The organism is Stenotrophomonas sp. P2112 (genome assembly GCF_041897515.1).
GTDB lineage: Bacteria > Pseudomonadota > Gammaproteobacteria > Xanthomonadales > Xanthomonadaceae > Stenotrophomonas > Stenotrophomonas sepilia.
Window position 1 is genome coordinate 4205633 of the sequence record NZ_CP169216.1, and the last position, 19722, is coordinate 4225354.

General features: G+C 69.0%; 15 protein-coding genes. 2 read left to right on the forward strand and 13 right to left on the reverse strand.

Annotated elements, in window-relative coordinates:
• Window positions 1-92 precede the first annotated feature (92 nt).
• A complete protein-coding gene (locus ACEPA4_RS19370; RefSeq protein ID WP_065185897.1) occupies window positions 93-473 on the forward strand; it encodes a YbjQ family protein in 381 nt (126 codons plus the stop codon).
• A 55-nt stretch (window positions 474-528) separates the two neighbouring features.
• On the opposite strand, the gene ACEPA4_RS19375 is transcribed toward ACEPA4_RS19370, so the two are convergent.
• On the reverse strand, window positions 529-3255 hold the full coding sequence (locus tag ACEPA4_RS19375) for a bifunctional acetate--CoA ligase family protein/GNAT family N-acetyltransferase (protein WP_005420272.1): 2727 nt from the start codon (window positions 3253-3255) through the stop codon (window positions 529-531).
• A 149-nt stretch (window positions 3256-3404) separates the two neighbouring features.
• Window positions 3405-4775 (reverse strand): magnesium transporter, encoded by a 1371-nt coding sequence (gene mgtE, locus ACEPA4_RS19380; RefSeq protein WP_005420274.1) that lies wholly within the window; start codon window positions 4773-4775, stop codon window positions 3405-3407.
• Window positions 4776-5119: 344 nt separating this feature from the next.
• Between mgtE and ACEPA4_RS19385 the strand changes: the two genes are divergently transcribed.
• A complete protein-coding gene (locus tag ACEPA4_RS19385; RefSeq protein ID WP_134955553.1) occupies window positions 5120-6898 on the forward strand; it encodes a monovalent cation:proton antiporter-2 (CPA2) family protein in 1779 nt (592 codons plus the stop codon).
• Between the two features lie 157 nt (window positions 6899-7055).
• On the opposite strand, the gene ACEPA4_RS19390 is transcribed toward ACEPA4_RS19385, so the two are convergent.
• The 11 genes from ACEPA4_RS19390 to ACEPA4_RS19440 form a co-directional block, all read right to left on the reverse strand.
• Complete coding sequence (locus ACEPA4_RS19390) at window positions 7056-10394, reverse strand: ankyrin repeat domain-containing protein (protein WP_374082918.1); 3339 nt, start codon at window positions 10392-10394, stop codon at window positions 7056-7058.
• The gene (locus ACEPA4_RS19395) at window positions 10387-10647 is read right to left on the reverse strand and encodes a YcgL domain-containing protein (protein ID WP_005420281.1); all 261 of its coding nucleotides are present in this window, start codon (window positions 10645-10647) and stop codon (window positions 10387-10389) included. The genes ACEPA4_RS19390 and ACEPA4_RS19395 overlap by 8 nt, the downstream gene beginning before the upstream one ends.
• 160 nt (window positions 10648-10807) lie before the next feature.
• Complete coding sequence (locus ACEPA4_RS19400; RefSeq protein ID WP_374082919.1) at window positions 10808-11248, reverse strand: excinuclease ATPase subunit; 441 nt, start codon at window positions 11246-11248, stop codon at window positions 10808-10810.
• 59 nt (window positions 11249-11307) lie between these two features.
• Window positions 11308-12546, reverse strand: coding sequence for a beta-ketoacyl-ACP synthase (locus tag ACEPA4_RS19405; protein WP_329887851.1), 1239 nt, complete (start codon window positions 12544-12546; stop codon window positions 11308-11310).
• Complete coding sequence (locus ACEPA4_RS19410) at window positions 12546-13277, reverse strand: 3-ketoacyl-ACP reductase FabG2 (RefSeq protein ID WP_049416034.1); 732 nt, start codon at window positions 13275-13277, stop codon at window positions 12546-12548. Before ACEPA4_RS19410 ends, ACEPA4_RS19405 begins: the two co-directional genes overlap by 1 nt.
• On the reverse strand, window positions 13274-13729 hold the full coding sequence (locus ACEPA4_RS19415) for a hypothetical protein (protein WP_005420287.1): 456 nt from the start codon (window positions 13727-13729) through the stop codon (window positions 13274-13276). The genes ACEPA4_RS19410 and ACEPA4_RS19415 overlap by 4 nt, the downstream gene beginning before the upstream one ends.
• On the reverse strand, window positions 13726-14910 hold the full coding sequence (locus tag ACEPA4_RS19420) for a beta-ketoacyl-ACP synthase (protein ID WP_065185902.1): 1185 nt from the start codon (window positions 14908-14910) through the stop codon (window positions 13726-13728). The genes ACEPA4_RS19415 and ACEPA4_RS19420 overlap by 4 nt, the downstream gene beginning before the upstream one ends.
• Entirely contained in the window at window positions 14907-15464 is a 558-nt protein-coding gene (locus tag ACEPA4_RS19425; protein WP_065185903.1) for a DUF3261 domain-containing protein, read from the reverse strand. Before ACEPA4_RS19425 ends, ACEPA4_RS19420 begins: the two co-directional genes overlap by 4 nt.
• Window positions 15452-16702, reverse strand: coding sequence for an NAD(P)/FAD-dependent oxidoreductase (locus ACEPA4_RS19430; RefSeq protein ID WP_065185904.1), 1251 nt, complete (start codon window positions 16700-16702; stop codon window positions 15452-15454). The genes ACEPA4_RS19425 and ACEPA4_RS19430 overlap by 13 nt, the downstream gene beginning before the upstream one ends.
• Before the next feature lie 48 nt (window positions 16703-16750).
• Window positions 16751-19105, reverse strand: coding sequence for an MMPL family transporter (locus ACEPA4_RS19435; protein WP_065185905.1), 2355 nt, complete (start codon window positions 19103-19105; stop codon window positions 16751-16753).
• A complete protein-coding gene (locus ACEPA4_RS19440) occupies window positions 19098-19721 on the reverse strand; it encodes an outer membrane lipoprotein carrier protein LolA (RefSeq protein ID WP_170944939.1) in 624 nt (207 codons plus the stop codon). Before ACEPA4_RS19440 ends, ACEPA4_RS19435 begins: the two co-directional genes overlap by 8 nt.
• Window position 19722 lies beyond the last annotated feature (1 nt).

Genomic DNA, 19722 nt, shown 5'->3' on the forward strand with positions numbered 1-19722 from the left:
CGATTGCGTTGTAGAGTCGCGCCATGCTCGACTGCAGCACAGCCCGTCGAGCATGGCTCGACTCTACAGAAGGCAGCGACACGGACGCGACCATGGCAGACCCCTACAACAGCGGCACCCCTTCCCCGCCGGCACTGCGCTTCGACGATGCGCTGGTCACCACCGCCTTCGAGCTGCCCGGCCATCGCGTCGTGCGCAACCTCGGCGTGGTGCGCGGTATCACCGTGCGCTCGCGTTCGATCGTCGGCAACTTCCTGGGCGGTATCCAGACGCTCTTCGGTGGCAACATCACCATCTACACCGAGCTGTGCGAACAGGCTCGCGAGGAAACCTACCGCGACATGGTCAAGCACGCGCGGCAGCTGGGTGCCAACGCGATCATCGGCATGCGCTACGACGCCACTGATGTGATGACCGGGCTGACCGAAGTGCTGTGCTATGGCACGGCGGTGGTGGTAGAGCCGGTGCGGTGATGCAGCCGCCAAGCGTACGCAAAAGCAGCCGAGCGTAGGCTCGGCTCTACAGGAATTACGCCACCGGCGGCACGTCGGGCACCTCGACCTGCTGCACCGGCAAGGTCACCATCATCACCGTCGGGTCGTCCGGGTCCAGCCTGGTCTTGAATCCCAGGCTCTGGCACATCGCCAGCATGGTGCTGTTTTCGCGCAGCACCTGGCCTTCGACCACGTCCAGGCCCAGCCACTTCGCGTACTCGATCATGATCGCCATCAGCCGCCAGCCGATGCCGTGGCCCTTCAGGTCCGAGCGGATCAGGATGCCGTACTCGCCACGGTGGTAATCGGCATCGGCGTGCAGGCGCACTGCGCCCAGCATCTCGCCGCTGCGCGGTTCGATCGCTACCAGCGCGATCGAGCGCGCGTAGTCGAGCTGGGTCAGGCGCGCGATGAATTCGTGGCTGAAGTGCTTCACCGACTGGAAGAAGCGCAGGCGCAGGTCTTCGTCGCTGACGCGGGCGAAGAACGCGCGGAACAGCGCATCGTCTTCCGGCCGCACCGGGCGGACGAACGCGCGGCCGCCATCGGACAGTTCGATGGTGCGCTCCCACTCCTTCGGGTACGGGAACACCGAGAAGCGCGGATGCCCGCGGCCCTTGTGCAGGATGCGCGACGGTGCCACTGCCACGCGCGCGTCGAGGGCGAGGATGCCCTTGCCGTCGACCAGCAGCGGGTTGATGTCCAGCGTACGCACTTCGGGAATGTCGGCGGCCAGCTGTGCCAGCTTGACCAGTGCCAGCGCCAGTGCGCGCTCGTCGGCGGCGGGCACATCGCCGTAGGCCTTGAGGATGCGCGAAGCGCGGGTCTGGCCGATCAGCTCGTGGGCCAGGCGCAGGTCCAGCGGCGGCAGGGCCAGCGCCTTGTCGTTGATCACTTCGACGGCGGTTCCGCCGCGTCCGACCACGATCACCGGGCCGAACGTCGCGTCATCGGCGATGCCGACAATCAGTTCGCGCGCCTTCGGGCGGACGATGGTCGGCTGTACCAGCAGGCCATCGATGCGCGCATCCGGCCGCAGCTGGCGCGCACGCGACAGGATCGCGTTGGCCGCGCTCTGCACCGCCGGCAGCGTGGACAGATTCAGGCGCACGCCGTCCACTTCGGACTTGTGCGGAATGTCCGGCGACAGGATCTTCAGCGCTACGGACGCACCGCGTTCCAGCAGTGGCTGCGCCAGGTCCATCGCCTCATGCGCATCGCGCGCATGCATCACCGGCGCCGACGGGATGCCGTAGGCCTTGAGCAGCTCGTGCGTGGCCAGCGGGTCCAGCCACTGCTGGCCGTTGGCCAGCGCGGCATCGACCAGTGCGCGCGCGGTGGCCGTGTCGACGCTGAAGTCCTGCGGCAGGCTGGGCGGCGTTTCCATCAACGCGTTCTGTGCCTCGCGGTAGCGTACCAGGTGCTGGAAGCCCCGTACTGCTTCGGCCTCGGTCGGATAGGTCGGCACTCGTGCTGCGTTGAGCGTGGCGGTGGCCTGGTCGTCGTTGCCCAGCCACACCGCGAACACCGGCTTGTCGCGATGATGGCGCGGGCGCAGGCCGAGCGTGCGGGTGAGGGCCTGCGCCGCGTCGGCGGACGAGGTAAACGCGGTTGGCACGTTGACCACCATCACCGCATCGTTCTCGTTGTCGGCCAGCAGTGCTTCGATGGCCGACGCATAGCGGTCACCATCGGCGTCGACCACGATGTCCACCGGATTGCTGCGCGACCAGCCCTGCGGCAGCACCGCATCGAGCTTCTCCACCGTGCTGTCGGAAAGGGTCGCCAGCGTGCCACGCAGCGCGATCAGTTGGTCCACGGCCAGGCGGCCGACACCGCCGCCATTGCTGAGAATGGCCAGGCGGCGACCGGGAAAGGTTCCCAGCCGCCCCAGCGATTCGGCAGCAGTGAACAGTTCGTCCAGCGCACCCACGCGCAGCAGGCCGGCACGATTGAAGGCCGCACCATACACATCATCGGCACGCGCCAGGGCCTGCACATGGGTATCGCGGCTGCCCGGCTGCACGCGCTCGGCGCGACCGGACTTCACCACCACCACCGGCTTGGCGCGGGCGGCGGCACGCGCGGCCGACATGAACTTGCGCGCGTCCTTGATCTGCTCGACATACAGCAGGATGGCGCGGGTGCGGTAGTCCGTGGCGAAGTAGTCGAGCAGGTCGCCGAAGTCGACGTCCATCGTGTCGCCCAGCGAAACCACGGCGGAGAAGCCCACCGAGCGCGCCACGCCCCACTCCACCAGCGCGGCGGCAATGGCCGAGGATTCGGAGATCAGCGCGAGGTCGCCGGCCTGCGGGAAGTGCGCGGCGATGCTGGCATTGAGTCGCGCGTGCGGCGCGATGACGCCCAGGCAATGCGGCCCGAGGATGCGCAGGCCATGCTTGCGCGCCACCGCCTCTACCTGTGCGGACAACGAACCCGGGCCTTCGCCCAGGTGCGCGGTGAGGATGATCGCCGCCTGCACGCCACGCTCTGCAGCTGTACGCACCACTTGCGGCACGATCGCCGCCGGCGCGGTGATCACCACCAGGTCAGGCACCCAGTCCAGGTCCTTCAAGCGCTTGACCGTGCGGATGCCATCGATCTCGGCGTGCCGCGGGTTGATCCACGCCACCTTGCCGGGGAAGCCGGTGCCGCGCAGGTTGCGCATCACTGCGCGGCCGGCCGAACGCTCACGCGGGCTGCCGCCGATCACCGCGACCGACTGCGGACGGAATACGGACTGCAGGTGGTAGGTACTCATGCGCCTACGGTACCCAAATTCCGTGGCGATGGGGTCGGAGGAAGGGTCGGATCCCTTTTCGCAGGAAAGGGCTCCGACCCCTGCTGCGGATATCCGGGGTCAGAGCCCTTCGCTGCGCGAAGGGATCCGACCCCGGCGTGCACGTTTTGTTACAGCAGCGTGCCGTGCAGGATCAGCGCGGCGATGCTGAAATAGATCACCAGGCCGGTCACATCCACCAGGGTGGCCACGAACGGGGCCGAGGCGCTGGCCGGGTCGAAGCCGAGCCGCTTCAGGACGAAGGGCAGCATCGAGCCGGACAGCGAACCAAAGGTGACGATGCCGACCAGCGCGGCGCCGATGGTGATCGCCAGCAGGATCCAGTGCTCGCCGTAGTCATGCAGGCCACCCAGCTGCCAGATCACGATGCGCACGATCGCCAGGCAGCCGAGGATGGCACCCAGCACCATGCCGGTCGGGATCTCGCGGATGGCCACCTTCCACCAGTCGCGCAGGCGCAGTTCGCGCAGCGCCAGGCTGCGGATCAGCAGCGAGGTGGCCTGCGAGCCGGAATTTCCGCCCGAACTCATGATCAACGGGATGAACAGGGTCAGCACCACTGCGCGCGCCAGTTCGTCCTCGTAGTGCTGCATCGCACTGGCCGTCAGCATCTCGCCCAGGAACAGCACGCTCAGCCAGCCGGCACGCTTGCGCAGCATCTCGAAGAAGCCGATCTGCATATACGGCTTGTCCAGCGCTTCCATGCCGCCGAACTTGTGCGCGTCCTCGGTCGATTCCTCGATCAGCGCATCGAGCACGTCGTCCACGGTGACGATGCCGAGCATCTGCTGCTGCGCGTCGACCACCGGGATCGCCAGCAGGTCGTGGCGGCGGATCAGCCGCGCCACTTCTTCCTGGTCCATCAGCGCGTCCACCGTCACCGGCGGATTGACCTGGGCCACGTCCAGGATCGATTCCTCGGGCAGGCCGGTGATCAGCCGGCGCATGGTCACCACCTGCTGCAGCTGCTGGCTGGCCGGGTCCAGCACGTAGATCGCGTACACCGTTTCACGCGTGCGCTCGACCTGGCGGATGTGCTGCAGGGTCTGCGCCACGGTCCAGCTGGCGGGCACCGCCACGTATTCGGTGGTCATCAGCGCGCCGGCGGTGTTCGGCGGGTAGCTCAGCAGCTTCTGGATGACCTGGCGGGCGTCGGTGCCCAGCAGCGGGATCAGCCGCGCGCGTTCTTCCTCATCCAGCTCGTGGACGATGTCGGTGGCGCGGTCGTCAGCCATCAGCCCGAGCAGGGCAGCGGCGCGTGCCGGCGGCAGCGCGGCCACCAGCTCACCGCTGCGGTGCAGCTCCGGCGCTTCCAGCATCTTCACTGCACGCGGCAACGGCAGCGCGGCCAGCGTTTCCGCCGCGCGGGCCAGTTCCAATGTGTTGAGGAATTCCACCGCATCGGCGGTGTTGTAGTTCGCCAGCGGTGCGGCCAATGCGGCGGCATCGGCCACCGGGCGCAGCAATTGCTTCTGGTTCATCGGTTTTGCCTTGTGGGGGTGCGACCTCGCGCAACGCCAACGCAGGCAAACCGTCCCGATGTCAGGCGGTGGCCATCGCTGGCGTCGAACGAGGTCGACTTCTACTGTCGCTGGACATGGGTTGGGGACTCCGGAATGCGCGTGCCGGCGGTGCGCCGCCAGCGGCGGGCAGTCTGGACCCGCGGGCCATGCAGGTCAACCCGGCATCCCTGCGCCCGGGCGCCTGCCGGCCGGTTGTTCTCGTGCATACACCACCCGGCGCGCATAATGGCCGGGTGGCGCTCGCCACGCTTTCCCCACCCGAACGGACGCACTGCGGGCTTCCCCGATGACCAGGTATTCCCATGCATAGCGGCGGTCTGGAACTGGCCCTGGTGCTGCTGCTGGCGGCGGTCATTGCCGTGCCGGTGTTCAAGAAGTTCGGCTTCGGCGCGGTGCTGGGCTACCTGGCGGCCGGCGTGGTGCTGGGCCCGGACGGGCTGGGCTTCGTGCAGGACGCCGACCGCATCCTCGGCGCGGCCGAGATCGGCGTGGTGATGCTGCTGTTCGTGATCGGCCTGGAGCTGTCGCCGGCACGCCTGAAGGTGATGCGGCGCTCGGTGTTCGGCGCGGGCGCGGCGCAGGTGGCAATGTCCGGGCTGGTGCTGGGCGGCCTGCTGCTGCTCGACCACTTCCAGTGGAAGAGCGCGCTGGTGGTCGGTGTTGCGCTGGCGCTGTCATCCACCGCGGTAGGCCTGCAGCTGCTGTCCGAGCACAAGGCGATCAACAGCGACCATGGCCGGCTGGGTTTTGCCATCCTGCTGTTCCAGGACCTGATCGCGATCCCGCTGCTGGCGGCCATCCCGCTGCTGGGCGGGGCGAAGAACGAGACCCTGCGCTGGGAAGACGCCGCCGTGGCCCTCGGCGCGCTGGCCGTGGTGATCCTGTGCGGGCGACCGGTGCTGCGCAAGGTGTTCAGCATCATCGCGCGCACCCGCAGCCCGGAAGTGTTCACCGCCACCGCCCTGCTGGTGGTGCTGGGCACTGCCTGGTTCATGCAGGAAGCGGGCCTCAGCCCCAGCCTGGGCGCGTTCCTGGCCGGGGTGCTGCTGTCCGATTCGGAGTTCCGGCACGAACTGGAAGCGCAGATCGAGCCGTTCAAGGGCCTGCTGCTGGGGCTGTTCTTCATCGCGGTGGGCATGGGCATCGATCTCGACCGCATCGCCGCAGAGCCGTGGCTGATCGCAGCCGGCGTGGCGATCCTGCTGGTGGTCAAGTTCAGCCTGCTGTATGTGATTGGCCGTATTGCAAAGCTCAGTCCGCGGCAGTCGCTGCTGCTGGGCAGCGTGCTGTGGCTGGGGGGCGAGTTCGCCTTCGTGGTGTTCAACGAAGCGCAGCGCGCGCACCTGCTGGGCAACGCCAATCACGATCGGCTGGTGGCGATCGTCGGCCTGTCGATGGCGATCACGCCACTGCTGATGATCGCGCTGCTCAAGCTGCTCGGCCAGGAGAAGGCTCCACCGCGCGGGACCGCCGAGGCCGACAAGGTGGCACCGGACAACCGGCCCAAGGTGCTGATCGCCGGCATGGGCCGCTTCGGCCAGGTGATCGCACGCCTGCTGACCGCACAGAAGGTGCCGTTCGTGGCGCTGGAGGCGAACCCGGACACGGTGGCCGACCTGCGCCGCTTCGGCAACCAGCTGTACTACGGCGACCCGACCCGCCCGGAGATGCTGCGTGCAGCGGGTGGCGAGCACATCGATGTGTTCGTCATCACCGTGGACGACCCGGAGACCAACCTGCGCGCGGTGCGCATGGTGCGCCGGCTGTACCCGGACGCGAAGGTGCTGGCGCGAGCGCGCAACCGCCAGCATGCGTGGCGCCTGATGGACATGTCGGCCGAGCCGTTCCGCGAAGTGTTCGGCACCAGCCTGGAGATGAGCGGGCGCGTGCTGACGGCGCTGGGCGTGGCACCAGACGTGGCCGAACGCCATGTGCAGCGCTTCCGTGAGCATGATGAGCAGCTGCTGCGTGACCAGTACCTGGTGTACGACGACGAGGCCGCGGTGATCCAGACCTCGCGTGATGCGCGCAACGACCTGATGCACCTGTTCGAAGCCGACGCGGAAAGGGACGAAAAGTAGATCCACGCCATGCGTGGATGCTTTGGCTTCCGGGCATGATCATCCACGCATGACGTGGATCTACTGAAAGCATCCTGGCGACCTTGGTCGACACAGTGGCTCCGGCGGGGGCAGGGTCAGAGCCCTTTCCGTTGGAAAGGGATCCGACCCCGGCCTTTCAGCCGTTGTCGCGCAGGAACCGCGCCATCGAGGAAACGCCCGGCACGCGCGGCTCGAACTCGCCGGCCACGTCGATGAAGCCACGCATCACCGCGATCTCGCGCGGGCTGCGGTTGAGGCTGTCGCGCGCTTCAGGATCGGCGCCGGCGCGCAGCAGGCGCTGCACCAGCAGCGGCAGGCCATGCAGCGCGGCCAGATGCAGCGGGCCGAAGCCACGCGGGTCGCGTACATCCAGGCTTACGTCCTCGTCCAGCAGGCGCTCCACTGCGGCCATCACCACCTGCTCGTCGCAGGCGGTACCCGGCTCGGCGCGCGCGCCCAGCAGCAGCAGCAGCGGCGTGACAGAACCAGCGGCGGCCTGGTCCGGTTCGGCACCGGCCAGCAGCAGGGTGTCGAGCAGCGCCAGCAGGCGCGAGCGGTCGCGGGCACTGAAACCGTACAGCGCGGCACAGTGCAGCGGACCCAGCTGCTGCGCGTCACCGGCATGCACGTCGGCACCCGCCGTGAGCAGGCGCGCGACGATGTCCGGAAGGCCCAGCGCGGAGGCCAGCATCAGCACCGTCACGCCACCCGGCAGGCGGTGTTCCAGCTTGGCGCCAGCGTCGAGCAGGGCCGAAACGATGTCCACCTGGCGCATGCTGACCGCCGCCGACAGCGGCGTCGCGCCACTGGCCGCCGCGTGCTGCGGATCGGCGCCGCGCGCCAGCAGCAGGTCGGTTACCGCCAGGTGGCCGCCACCGGCAGCACGCAGCAGCGCGGTGCAGCCCTGTGCGTCGACGGCGTCGACGGCGAAGCCCAGATCGATCAGGCGGCGCACTGCATCGACGTCACCGGCCATTGCGGCGGCCGGCAGATCGGCCTCGCGCAGGGTGCGGCGCGGCAACGGCCACACCCGCCAATCGAGCCAGTCGGCCAGATCGCGGCGACCGATCGACAGCGCCACGCCCAGCGGTGTCTGGCCGTCGGCGGCACGTGCTTCCGGCGAGGCACCATGCTGCACCAGCAGCTTAAGCGCGCCTTCGCGGGCCAATGCGGTGGCCAGGTGCAGTGCGGTCATGCCGTGGCTGTCGCGTGCTTCGCGATCAACGCCGGCCTTGAGCAGGGCCTGCTGCAGCCGCAGCCACCCCAGGCGCACCGCCAGCGACAGCGGCGGATCGCCCGCCGGCGAGGCGGCGAACGGATCGGCGCCACGCTCAAGCAGTTCCAGTGCCAGCTGTTCCAGGCCACGCGCGGCCTGGTCGTGCTGTGCGCAGGCAGCAAGGAAGCGCGCCAGGCCACCGCGGCCGGCCGGCGACAGGCCACGCTGCAGCATCACCTGCAACGCCGGCACCGCATCGATGCCGCGCGACAACAGCGCGAACATCGGCGTGTCGGAGCAGGCATCACGCACATAGGGATCGGCGCCGTGGCCCAGCAGCCAGTCCACCGCACGCGGTTCCAGCGCCAACTCCGGATCGAGCAGCAGCCCGCCCAGTTCCTCCGGCTGGCACAGCCTGGCCAGCGCCGCCATGCCGTCGGTGTTGCCGAAGCCCAGAGCCTCGCGCAGCAGGGTCAGCGGCGGACGGTCCGGCAGCAGGCCGCTGGCACTGGCTGCTTCGCCACGATCGGCCAGGCCATCACTGACCGCGGCCGGCAACGGATAGGACGGGTCCAGCAGGGCTACGATCGCCCAGCGGCCGGCCTCGGCGGCGTAGTCCACCGCACGGCGGCCGACCGGATCGGTGGCATCGGCCGCGATGCCCAGTTCGACCAGGCGCTTGATCAGCAGCGGCGAGACATCCTCGGCCATCGCCGCCAGCTGCACCGCATTGCGGCCTTCGCCGTCCACCGCGACCAGGTCCGGCTTGTGCGGCAGCAGGTGCTCGATCACGGCGGCGCGACCGGCACGGGCCGCTTCCAGCCACGGTGTACGCCCCAGTGCATCGCGCGCCTCCAGATTGGCGCCCGCGCCGAGCAGCACGCCGATGATCTCGACATGGCCGGCCAGGGCCGCCTCATGCAACGCACTGCGGCGCTGGCGATCGCGGGCGTCGGCCCGTGCCTTGTGCTTGAGCAGCAGCTGCACGCCCGCCGGATCGTCATCCTCGGTGGCGGCGGCGGCCAGCAGCACCGGGGTGCCATCGGCCGGTTCGCAGCGTGCACCGCGTTCGAGCAGGAAGCGGGCCAGACGCCAGTTGCCCACCTGGCAGGCCACCGCCAGCGGCGACCAGCCATCACGGTTCAGCGCATCGACTTCGGCAGCGGCATCGCGCAGCAGCGCGGCCACCCCCGGGTCGGAACTGCGTGCGGCATGGTGCAACGGGGTGTTGCCATCACTGTCGGTGGCACGCGAGTCGGCGCCGTTGGCGAGCAGGGTCATCACCGCTTCGGGGCGGCCATGCCAGCTGTCGCGGGTCGCCGCCAGCAGCGGGGTCATGCCCCGGTGCGGCGCATTCACATCGACGCCGCGGGCAATCAGTTCGCGCAGCAGGCGCAGGTCCGGCAGCACCGCGGCCAGCACCGCCAGGCTGCGCTGGTCACGCCAGTTCGGGTCCGGCAGCGCATACGGATCGGCACCGGCCTGCAGCAGCTGCAGGCCCCGGTCGATGCGGCCCTGGCGGGCGGCTTCATACAGCGCCGGTGTCAGTTCCTGCGGCGCCATCGCCTCCAGCGGCAGGGCGTCGGCCGCCGCTGCGAACATCGGTTCGGGTTCAGCGCTGGACGCCACCAACGGGCTGGAGCGCAACGACACCAGCGGCGCAGGCGCGACACGCTGCAGCAGCAGGTGCAGCATCGGCGACAGCAGTACGACCGCCAGCGCGGCGGGCCAGCGCGCGCTTTCCGGCAACAGGCCCGGCCAGGCCGGCAGCACCACCAGCGCGGCCAGCGCAATGACCAGCGCGGCCACGCCGAGGCCACGCCAAGCAGTCAGGTCGCGCCCCGCCAGCGCCTGCCAGTGCTGGGCCAGGCTGCCATCCAGGCGTTCAACATCGTTCCACAATGGCCAGGTGCGCCAGGCCGCCAGCAGGCCGGCACTGACCAGTACGCTCAGGCCAAGCACTGCCGCCAGGCTGCCGCTGTCACGCAGCGCTGCGAGCGGCCAGGCCAGCAGCAGCGCCAGCAACAGCGGGGCGGCTGCCCACAATGCCAGCAGCGCCGGCAGGTCCTGGCGTGCGACCACCTTCAGCGGCAGCAGCGCGCGGCTGCGGCGCCACCACGATATCGCCAACGCGAACGCGGGCTGCGCCAGTGCGGCAAGGACCGCACCCGGAACGCCGCCCACGGCGGCGCCCAGCGCCAGCACCGCGCCCGCGGCGAGGGCAATTGACAGAATGCGCGGACGGGAGGCGTCAGTCATAGTGGCGCGGCATCAGGCTGGCCACCGACGGCGGCACCTGCAGGTAGAACCCGCGCTCGCTCATTTCGCTGCGGACCTTTTCCGGGTCAGCCTGCGCCAGGCGGCGCTGGGCATCCAGGACCACCTCCAGCACGAAGGCGAGCGTCCCCAGCGAGGTGAGCAGCGGCGCGGGCAGCGCGCTGAAATCATCGCGTCGGGGAACGTAGACGTAGGTGTCCGGCTTGAGTTGGCTTTTATAGACGTAGGCGTACATGTCCGCGGGACGATAACCCGGGAAGAGCCATGATTGTGTCGGAAAGCCGACACCGGGGAAAGCCGTCAGCCGACGATGGCGGCGCGATCGGCGGTGTTTCGCCTGCGGGGTTCAGCAATGTGGCGGCGACGTTCAGGCTGCGCCGCCGCCACACGGGCGCTTACTTGACCTTGGCGTAAGTGCCCTTCAGCGCGACACCCGCGAGGATGGCACCGGCGTAGCACTCGTAGTTGGTGCTGCTCTTGAACTCGTTCTTCTTGTAATAGCTGACGATGTCGACCACGGCGTTGGCGCCGCGCGACTTGGCACCGTCCTGCAGCGCGCGCAGTGCCGACAGCGCAACCCAGCGGCAGGCCTCGGCATCGCTCTTGTTGGCGGCGTTGGTCTTCTTGTTGGTCACGTCTTCGCCCAGGCGCTGCTGCACGCTGACCGGCTGGCCGGCCAGATAGAAACGCACGCTGCCGTCGATGCCGGCGTCCTTGGCGGCCTGCGAATTGACCAGTTCCTGCAGGGACTGTTCGACACGCGTGTCGCGGGCGGAAGCGGTGAAAGTCAGGGCCAGCAGCGCGGTAGCCGTGGCGATCATGAGAGTGCGGCGCATCGGAACATCTCCTTGTCGAGGGTGCGGGGGTAACGGGAACGGTGTGTTGGCGCAGTGGATCACTCGCTCCAGCGGCGGAACACCAGCGAGGTGTTGATGCCACCGAAGGCGAAGTTGTTGCTCATCACGTACTCGGCCTGCAGTTCGCGGCCCTGCCCGGTGATGAAGTCGAGCTGGCCACAGCGCGGGTCGACCGCGGCCAGGTTCAGGGTGGGCGCGAACCAGCCGGCACGCATCATCTGGATGCTCACCCAGGCCTCGAACGCGCCACAGGCACCCAGCATGTGGCCGACGTAGCTCTTCAGCGAGCTGATCGGCACGCGGCTGCCGAACACCTGTGCGGTGGCCTGGGTCTCGGCGATGTCGCCGTGGTCGGTGGCGGTGCCATGGGCGTTGACGTAGTCGATCTGCGCCGCGTCCAGGCCGGCGTCCTCCAATGCCAGGCGCATGGCCTGGGCCATGGTGTCGGCGCTGGGCTGGGTGACGTGCTGGCCATCGCTGTTGGTGCCATAGCCGACCACCTCGGCAAGGATGGTGGCGCCGCGCGCCCGCGCGTGTTCCAGGTCTTCCAGGATCAGCGTGCAGGCGCCCTCGCCCAGCACCAGGCCATCGCGGCCGGCATCGAACGGGCGAGGCGTGGTCTGCGGCGCGTCGTTGCGCACGCTGGTGGCGAACAGCGTGTCGAACACCGCTGCAGCGGTGGCATCGAGCTGCTCGGCACCGCCGGCCACCATCACCGTCTGCTTGCCGCTGCGGATGGCTTCATAGGCCGCGCCCACACCCTGGCTGCCTGACGTGCAGGCGCTGGAGGTGGTGTACACGCGCCCGGACAGGCCGAAGAACACGCCGATGTTGACCGGCGCGGTGTGGCTCATCATCTTCAGATAGGTCGTGGCGCTGATGCCATCGGTGGTGAATTCGTTGAGCATGCGCCCGAATTCGCCGGTGGCCTCGTGGCTGCCGGACGAGGAGCCATAGGCCACGCCGGTACGGCCACTGCGCAGCACCGGATGCTCATTCAGGCCGGCCTCGCGCAGCGCCACCTCGGTGGCGCGCACCGACATGATCGCGACCTTGCCCATCGAGCGGGTGGTCTTGCGGTTGTAGTTCGGCGGCAGCTCGAAGTCCTGCGCCGGCGCGGCCAGCTTGGTGTTCAGCCCGGCATAGACATCCCACTCGGGCATCGCACGCACCGCGTTGCGGCAGCTGCGCAGGTGCGCTTCGATGGTCGGCCAGTCGTGGCCGAGTGGACTGATGGCAGCGGCGCCGGTAACCACCACGCGACGATCGGCGGCCATCAGAGCATGCCTCCGTTCACCGAGATCACCTGGCGGGTGATGTAGCCGGCCGGTTCGGACAGCAGGAACGCCACGGTAGCCGCCACTTCGTCCGGGCGGCCAACGCGGCCGGCGGGAATCAGCTTGAGCGCGTGTTCAACCACTTCGTCGTTGAGCATTTCGGTCTCGATCAGGCCCGGGGCCACGCAGTTGACGGTGATCTGGCGGCTGGCCAGTTCCAGCGCCAGGGCCTTGGTGGCGCCGATGATGCCGGCCTTGGCGGCACTGTAGTTGACCTGCCCGCGGTTGCCGGCCAGTCCGGAGACCGACGACAGGGTGACGATGCGGCCCGGCTTGCGCCGCCGCACCATCGGCATGATCAGCGGATGCAGCACGTTGTAGAAGCCATCCAGGTTGGTGTGGATGACCTGGTCCCAATCGTCCGCTGACAGCGCCGGGAAGGCGCCATCGCGGGCGATGCCGGCATTGCAGACCACGCCGTAGTAAGCGCCGTGCGCTTCGACATCGGCCTCCAGAGCGGCCCGCGCAGACGCGCGGTCGGCCACGTCGAACACCAGCACGCGGGCCTGCTGGCCCAGTGCCTGGATCTCGGCGACCACCGCCTGTGCTTCATCCACGCGGCTGCGGCAATGCACCACCACGTCGAAGCCATCGCGCGCGATGCGCAGCGCGATGGCCCGGCCGATGCCCCGGCTGGCGCCGGTCACCAGCACGCTTCGATTCCCTGTCATGCCTGTCCACTCTCCAGATAGGCCATCGCGTCGGCCGGTTCGAACACCGACACGTTGGCTGTCGCCCATTCTTCCTCGCCTGCCAGGATGCGGCAGGCGAACATCCCCAATCCATTGTCACCCAACAGCTCGCAGCGCGCCTGTACGCGCAGCCGCGAACCGCTGGGGAAGCTGCTGCGCGCGCTGCTGTAGCGGCGGCTGCCGAGCAGGAAGCCCAGCTGCGGTGGCCTGCCGGCCGCACGCGCTCGGCAACCGGCCCAGGCCGCGATGGCCTGCGCCATGTACTCGATGCCGACCCATGCCGGCACTTGGTCATCCTCGACGAACAGGCCGGCCTCGGGCACCACCAGTTCGGCCTCGATGGCGTCCTGGTCCCACTGCGTGATGCGCTCCAGCAGGCACATGTCCTGGCGGTGCGGCACCACGTCTTCGATCGCGTACAGCGTGTTCATCGACGCTCCAGTGCCAGCACGGCATTGCTGCCGCCGAAGGCGAACGAATTGCTCAGCACCCGCCGTGGCGGCTGCGCAAGGCGCGTGCCCGGTGCGACCAGCGGCAGCACCGGCAGTGCCGGGTCGGCCACGCCGTCCCACCAGTGCGGCGGCAGCAGCTGCTGCGGGTTCTCGGCCAGCACGATCCAGCACAGCGCCGCCTCGATGGCACCCGAGGCACCCAGCGTATGGCCGGTCAACGGCTTGGTCGAACTGGCCGGCACGTGGCTGCCGAGCACCTGCGACACGGCCAGGCTTTCCATCGCATCGTTGTGGCCGGTCGCGGTCCCATGCAGGTTCACATAGTCCACTTCGCCGGCGGCCCAGCCAGCACGCTGCAGCGCCTGCTGCAGGGCGTCGATGGCGCCCAGGCCCTGCGGGTCCGGGGCGGACATGTGGTGGGCGTCGGCCGACTCGCCCCACCCCGCCAGGCATACCGGGCCGGGTTCGCGGGTGAGCAGGAACAGCGCGGCGCCTTCGCCGATGTTGATACCAGTACGATGCTGCGAGAACGGATTGCAACGTTGGGCCGAGACCGATTCCAGCGCGCTGAAGCCGGCTACGGTGAAGCGGCACAGCGAATCGGCGCCACCGGCGATCACCGCATCGACGATGCCGGCGCGCAGCATGCGTGCGGCCGACATCAGCGCCTTGGCACTGGACGAGCAGGCAGTGGACAGGGTCCATGCCGGCCCCTGTGCGCCACTGCGCTGGCGCACGAACTGCGCGGCGGTGCCCATTTCCTGCTGGGCGTAATCAAAGCCCTGCGGCCACTGGCCCTGTTCGGCATGGCTGCGCAATGCCTGCTCGGATTCACCAATGCCCGAGGTGCTGGTGCCCAGCACCACCGCTACGCGCTCGGCGCCATGGCGGGCGATCGCCGCAGCCACTGCCGGCGCGATCTGAGCCAATGCCACGTCCAGCAGGGCATTGTTGCGCCCGCGCAGCGCCACCGGCAGGTCATCCAGCGCCGGCAGCGGCGTGCGTACTTCCCCCAGCGCCAGGGTGCGCCCCGGCAACAGGCTCTCGTTGTCGCTGAGCCCGCCCGGCGCGTCGGCGAACAGTGCCGACGTCACGGCGGCGCGGCCAGCGCCGAGTGCACAGACCACACCCAGGTCGTTCAGGTAGATCGGTGCGCTCATCGGTCCGGCCCGGCCATGTCGATCGATTCGATGCGCAGCGCATAGCCTTCGGCGCGGTTGTCCAGCTGCACGCTGCCATCGTCCAGCCGCTGCAGGTGCAGCCACACGGTGCCCTCACGCGACAGGCTGCGCTGATGGCCATCATCACTGACCTGCCAGCCCGCCGGCAGCACGGCGGCAATGGCCGCGGTCGGCCACAGCGCGAACTGCAGGTCATCCAGCACGCGCTCGGCGCGCACCTGCGGTGGCAGCCATGGCGCGCGCTGCTGGGTCAGCTGCTGGCCGTCCCATTGCAGGCGCACGCCGGTCTGGCCCATCGCCTGCACGGCCAGCTGCACCTGCTGGGCGTCGGCTTCCAGCAGCGCGTCGAGAACGCGCTCATGCGTGCCGAAGCGGAAATGCAGCTGCTGCTGCAGCGCCAGCGGCGCCGGCAGGCTGGCTGGCGCCAGGCGCAGCGGCGGCAGTTCCACCTGCGGTTTCGGCATGCGGCCGGCACAGGCGGCCAGCAGCAGGCACAGCAGCAGGGCTGCAGTACGGAAGATCAGGCGCTGCACAATTCCTCCAGCACGCGCATGCGGCGACCACTTTCATCGGCCACATACGGATTCTTGGTGTCCCAGGCGTAACCGGCCAGGATGGAGCTGATCATGTCGCGCACTTCGGGCTGCTGCTGCGGGTGGTAGATGATCTTCTGGAAGCCGCCCTGGTACCAGCTTTCGACGAAGCGGCGGAAGGTCTTCACGCCCGCGCGCAGCGGGATCGAGAACTCGGCCTCCCAGTCCACGGCCTGGCCGGCATAGCGGCGCTTGAGGCATTCACTGGCGAGCTGCGCGGACTTGAAGGCAATGGTCACGCCGGAGGAGAACACCGGATCGAGGAACTCGCCGGCGTTGCCCAGCAACGCGTAGCCGGGCCCCCACAGCGAACTGACGTTGGCCGAATAGCCGGTGATCCGGCGCACCGGCAGCACCGCCCATTCGGCGTTGGCCAGCAGGCGGGTCAGGTTGGGGTCCTCGCCAACGATGGCCTGCAGCTTCTGCAGGTCGTCACCCTCGTAGCGCTCGAAGAACGACGGCTCGGCGACCACGCCCAGCGAACAGCAGCCATTGGAGAACGGGATCGTCCAGTACCAGACGTCGATGTGCCCGGGGTGGGTGGTGATCAGGATCTTGTTGCGGTCGAAGTCCGCTTCGGCCGGAATGTTGTCGCGCACGTGGCAGAAGATCGCGCCGCGCACCGGGAAGTTGGACGGCGACTCCAGCTGCAGCAGGCGCGGCAGCAGGCGCGCGAAGCCTGAGGCGTCGAGGATGAAATCGGCCTCGATGCGGTACTCGCTGCCGTCCGGGCGACGTACCGTCACCGCCGGTTGCTCGCCCGGCTCGACCGCAAGCACTTCGTCGCCGAAGCGCAGCGTGGTGCCCATGCGCTCGGCACCGCGTGCCAGCACGTTGTCGAAGTCGGCGCGCTGCACCTGGTAGGTGGTACCCCAGCCCGGCGAGAACTTCTTCCGGAAGTCGAAGGCAGTACGCGCTTCACCGTGCACGAAGGCCGCGCCGTTCTTGTACTGGAAGCCGGCCTCGACCACATCCTGCAGCAGCCCGGCTGCTTCGATGTACTCCATGCTCTGCGGCAGCAGGCTTTCGCCGATGGAGAAGCGCGGGAACTGCTGGCGCTCCAGCATCAGCACCTGGCGGCCCTGCTGGCGCAGCATCGCCGCAGCCACCGAACCGGCCGGGCCCGCGCCGATGATCAGGATTTCAGTACGTTCGACAGCATCCACAGCAGTGTTCATCGGTGCGTCCTTGTCGATCAAGTGGAAAGAAGGAAGTCGGAAACAGGTTCAGGCCGGCGGCAGATCGTGCGGCGGCGGACGGAATAGCGGCGAGATCAGCCAGACCAGGCCGATGCCGAACAGCAGGGTCAGGCCGAACGCGCGCAACGCTGGGGTCTGCGACAGGCCCAGCAGGCCGAACGACAGCCAGGTGCTGGCCGCGCCCACGCACACGGCCAGCCATGCACTGGCGTCGCCGCGGTGCTCGATCAGGAAAATGCCGTAGTCGATGCCCATGCCCAGCAACAGCATCAGTGCCAGCACGTTGAACAGCTGCAGTGGCTGGCCGAACAGGCCCAGCAGGCCCAGGGTCAGCGCACCGGCAATCAGGGTCGGCGCGAACACGCGCCAGGCCTGGCGGCGATAGCGCAGCCACAGCGCGCCGAACACCAGCACGATGCCGACCAGCAGCAGCCCGCCCATCAGCTTGCGGTAGTGGCCCAGCAGCTGCGAGAAGTCGGCGGTGCGGTCCACCCAGCGCACACCCGGCAGGCCTTCGGCCGCCCCGCGCAGGGTGGCCAGCGCATCGGCGCGCGACAGGTCATCGACCATCACCACGCTGATCATCTGCCCGCCGACCTCGCCCACCCACAGGTGGCGGAACGGCTGCGAGGCCGGCGAGGCCAGGAACGCCTCCGCGGTCAGCGGCGTAGCGGCGAAATCCGGGCGCGGCAGCGGTTCGCCGACCGCCTCGGACACCGCGTCCAGCACGCCCGGTTCCACCTTGGCGGTCAGCGCGGCATCGGCCTGCTGGCGCGCTGGCGACGGCAGCCAGTCGCTGATCGCACGGTAGCCACCAATGCGCTTGTCGTTGGCCAGTACACGCAGGCGTTCGGTCAGCGCTTCTTCGCGCTGCAGCAGCTGTGCGGCGTCACTGCCCTGCACCAGGTAGAACTGCGCCGGGCTGGGCATGCCCAGCAGCTGGCTCAGGCGGATCTGCTGGGCCATCAACGCCGGCGGCGAGGACTGCAGGCTGCGCAGGTCGTCGTTGCTGTTCAGGCGGGCAATGCCGATGGCAGACAGCGCCAGCGTGATCACCACGAACACCGTCACCGGCCGGCGGCCATGCAACCGCGGGAAGCGCTCCAGCGTGTTGCCCAGCCACTGCGAGAAACGGGTCTGGCGGATCTCACCGCCATCCAGCCACGGGAACCAGAAAATCACCGTAAGGAAGGCGGCGGCCAGGCCGACCACCGAGAACAATGCCATCTGGCGCAGGCCCGGGAACGGGGCCAGGCCCAGTGCCAGGTAGGCCAGCGCGCTGGTCAGCAGGGCCAGCCACAGGCCGGGCAACAGGTGCCGCAGCAGTTTCCAGCGACGATCAGCCGGTTCGGCCTGGCGCGAAGCGAACCAATGGATGCCGTAGTCCTCGGCCACGCCCACCAGCGACGCGCCGAACACCAGGGTGAGCACGTGCACCTTGCCGAACACCAGTACGGTCACCGCCAGCGCCACGCCGCAGCCGATCAGCAACGACGCGGCGACCAGCAGGATCGGCCGCAGCGAACGGAACGCCAGCCACACCAGCAGCAGCACTGCGGCCAGCGAGCCCCAGCCGATCGTGTTGATCTCCTGGTTGGCCTGCACCGCCGCCGCTTCGGCGTGCAGCGGCACACCCGCATGCAGGATTTCCAGCTCGGGCGCCGCCGCCCTGGCGGCCAGCCCGGCACGTTCCAGCAGGCCGTCGAGATGGCGCTCGCCGTCAAGCTGGAACGCCGACCCCGGCGTATCGAACTGCAGTACGGCCCAATGCCTGCCCTCGGCTTCGAGCAGGCCATCATCGCCCAGCCGCAACCCCGACCCCTGCGCCTGCTGCTGCCACCATTGCGGCCACAGCGAGAGCGGGTCTTGCCGCCAATCGGTCAGGCGCGGTGCGCCCATCGGACCGTACAGCGCAGCCAACGCCTGCTCGGCCAACGCGCCCGGCTCGCTGCCCTGCAGCTGCTCGCGCTGGGCCGGGGTCAGCAGGCGGTCGCGGTACGGCGCGTAGAACGCGCGCGCCTCGTCGAACCAGCCTTCGATCGAACCACTGGGCACCAGCAACGCGCTGTCGGCATCCGCCGCCATCGCCGCAGCGAACGCCGCCTGTGCGCGCTTGGCGGCGGCGCCATCCTTGCTGCCCAGCAGCACCACCACCTGGCGCGAGCTGCCGTCGGCGATGCGCCGGGTGACGTCACTCAACAGGCGGTCATGCGCGTCCTGCGGCAGCAGGGCGAGGATGTCGGTGTCGATCCGCGACTGCTGGCTCCACAGGCGCCATTGCTGCGCACCCAACACCAGCAGGAGCACCAGCCAGGCGATGCCCAGCCAGTGCCACCAGCGCCGCAACCGGTCCGGCCCGTTCGATGCTGCCCCCTCACTCAAAGCGGCGTGCCTCGTCGGCGGTGAGCGTGGCCGGCGCTTCGCTCAGTGCACTGAACTGGATCTGCGTGCGGTCCTTGTTGGCCTCGACGATCTCGACCTGGCGCACGTAGCGGTCACCTTGCAGGGTCAGCGACTGGAACGCCTTGGCCAGCATCGCCGACTTCGGCGTCAGTCGCAGCCGCCAGCCCTGCCCTTCACGGCTGGCCGCCACGTTGAACTGGCCGGACAGCGCCTGCACGTCGCCACTCATCAGCGCGAACATGATCGCGTTCACCGAACGCATCGCCGGCTGCTGCCGCGCATCGAGCTCGACACGGGTGCTGCCATCGCGCTGGCGGCTGAGGATGCGGTCGGCGGTGACCACCACTTCGGAGGGGAACGGCTTGAGCGTGGTCCAGATCACGCCATGCTGGCGCGCGACCACGAACTGGCCCTGCGAGCGCAGCGGGTTCTTGAAGCCGCTGACCTGCTTTTCCTGGCTGAACTGGCCACGCAGCACGTCCGGCCGCGCCACCGCCTGGGTGATCGCATCGATGGCGGGGTCGGCGGCCTGCACCTGCGGTGCGGCAATGAACATCAGCGCGCACAGCAGCACGCTGGAAAGACGGGCAAGCATG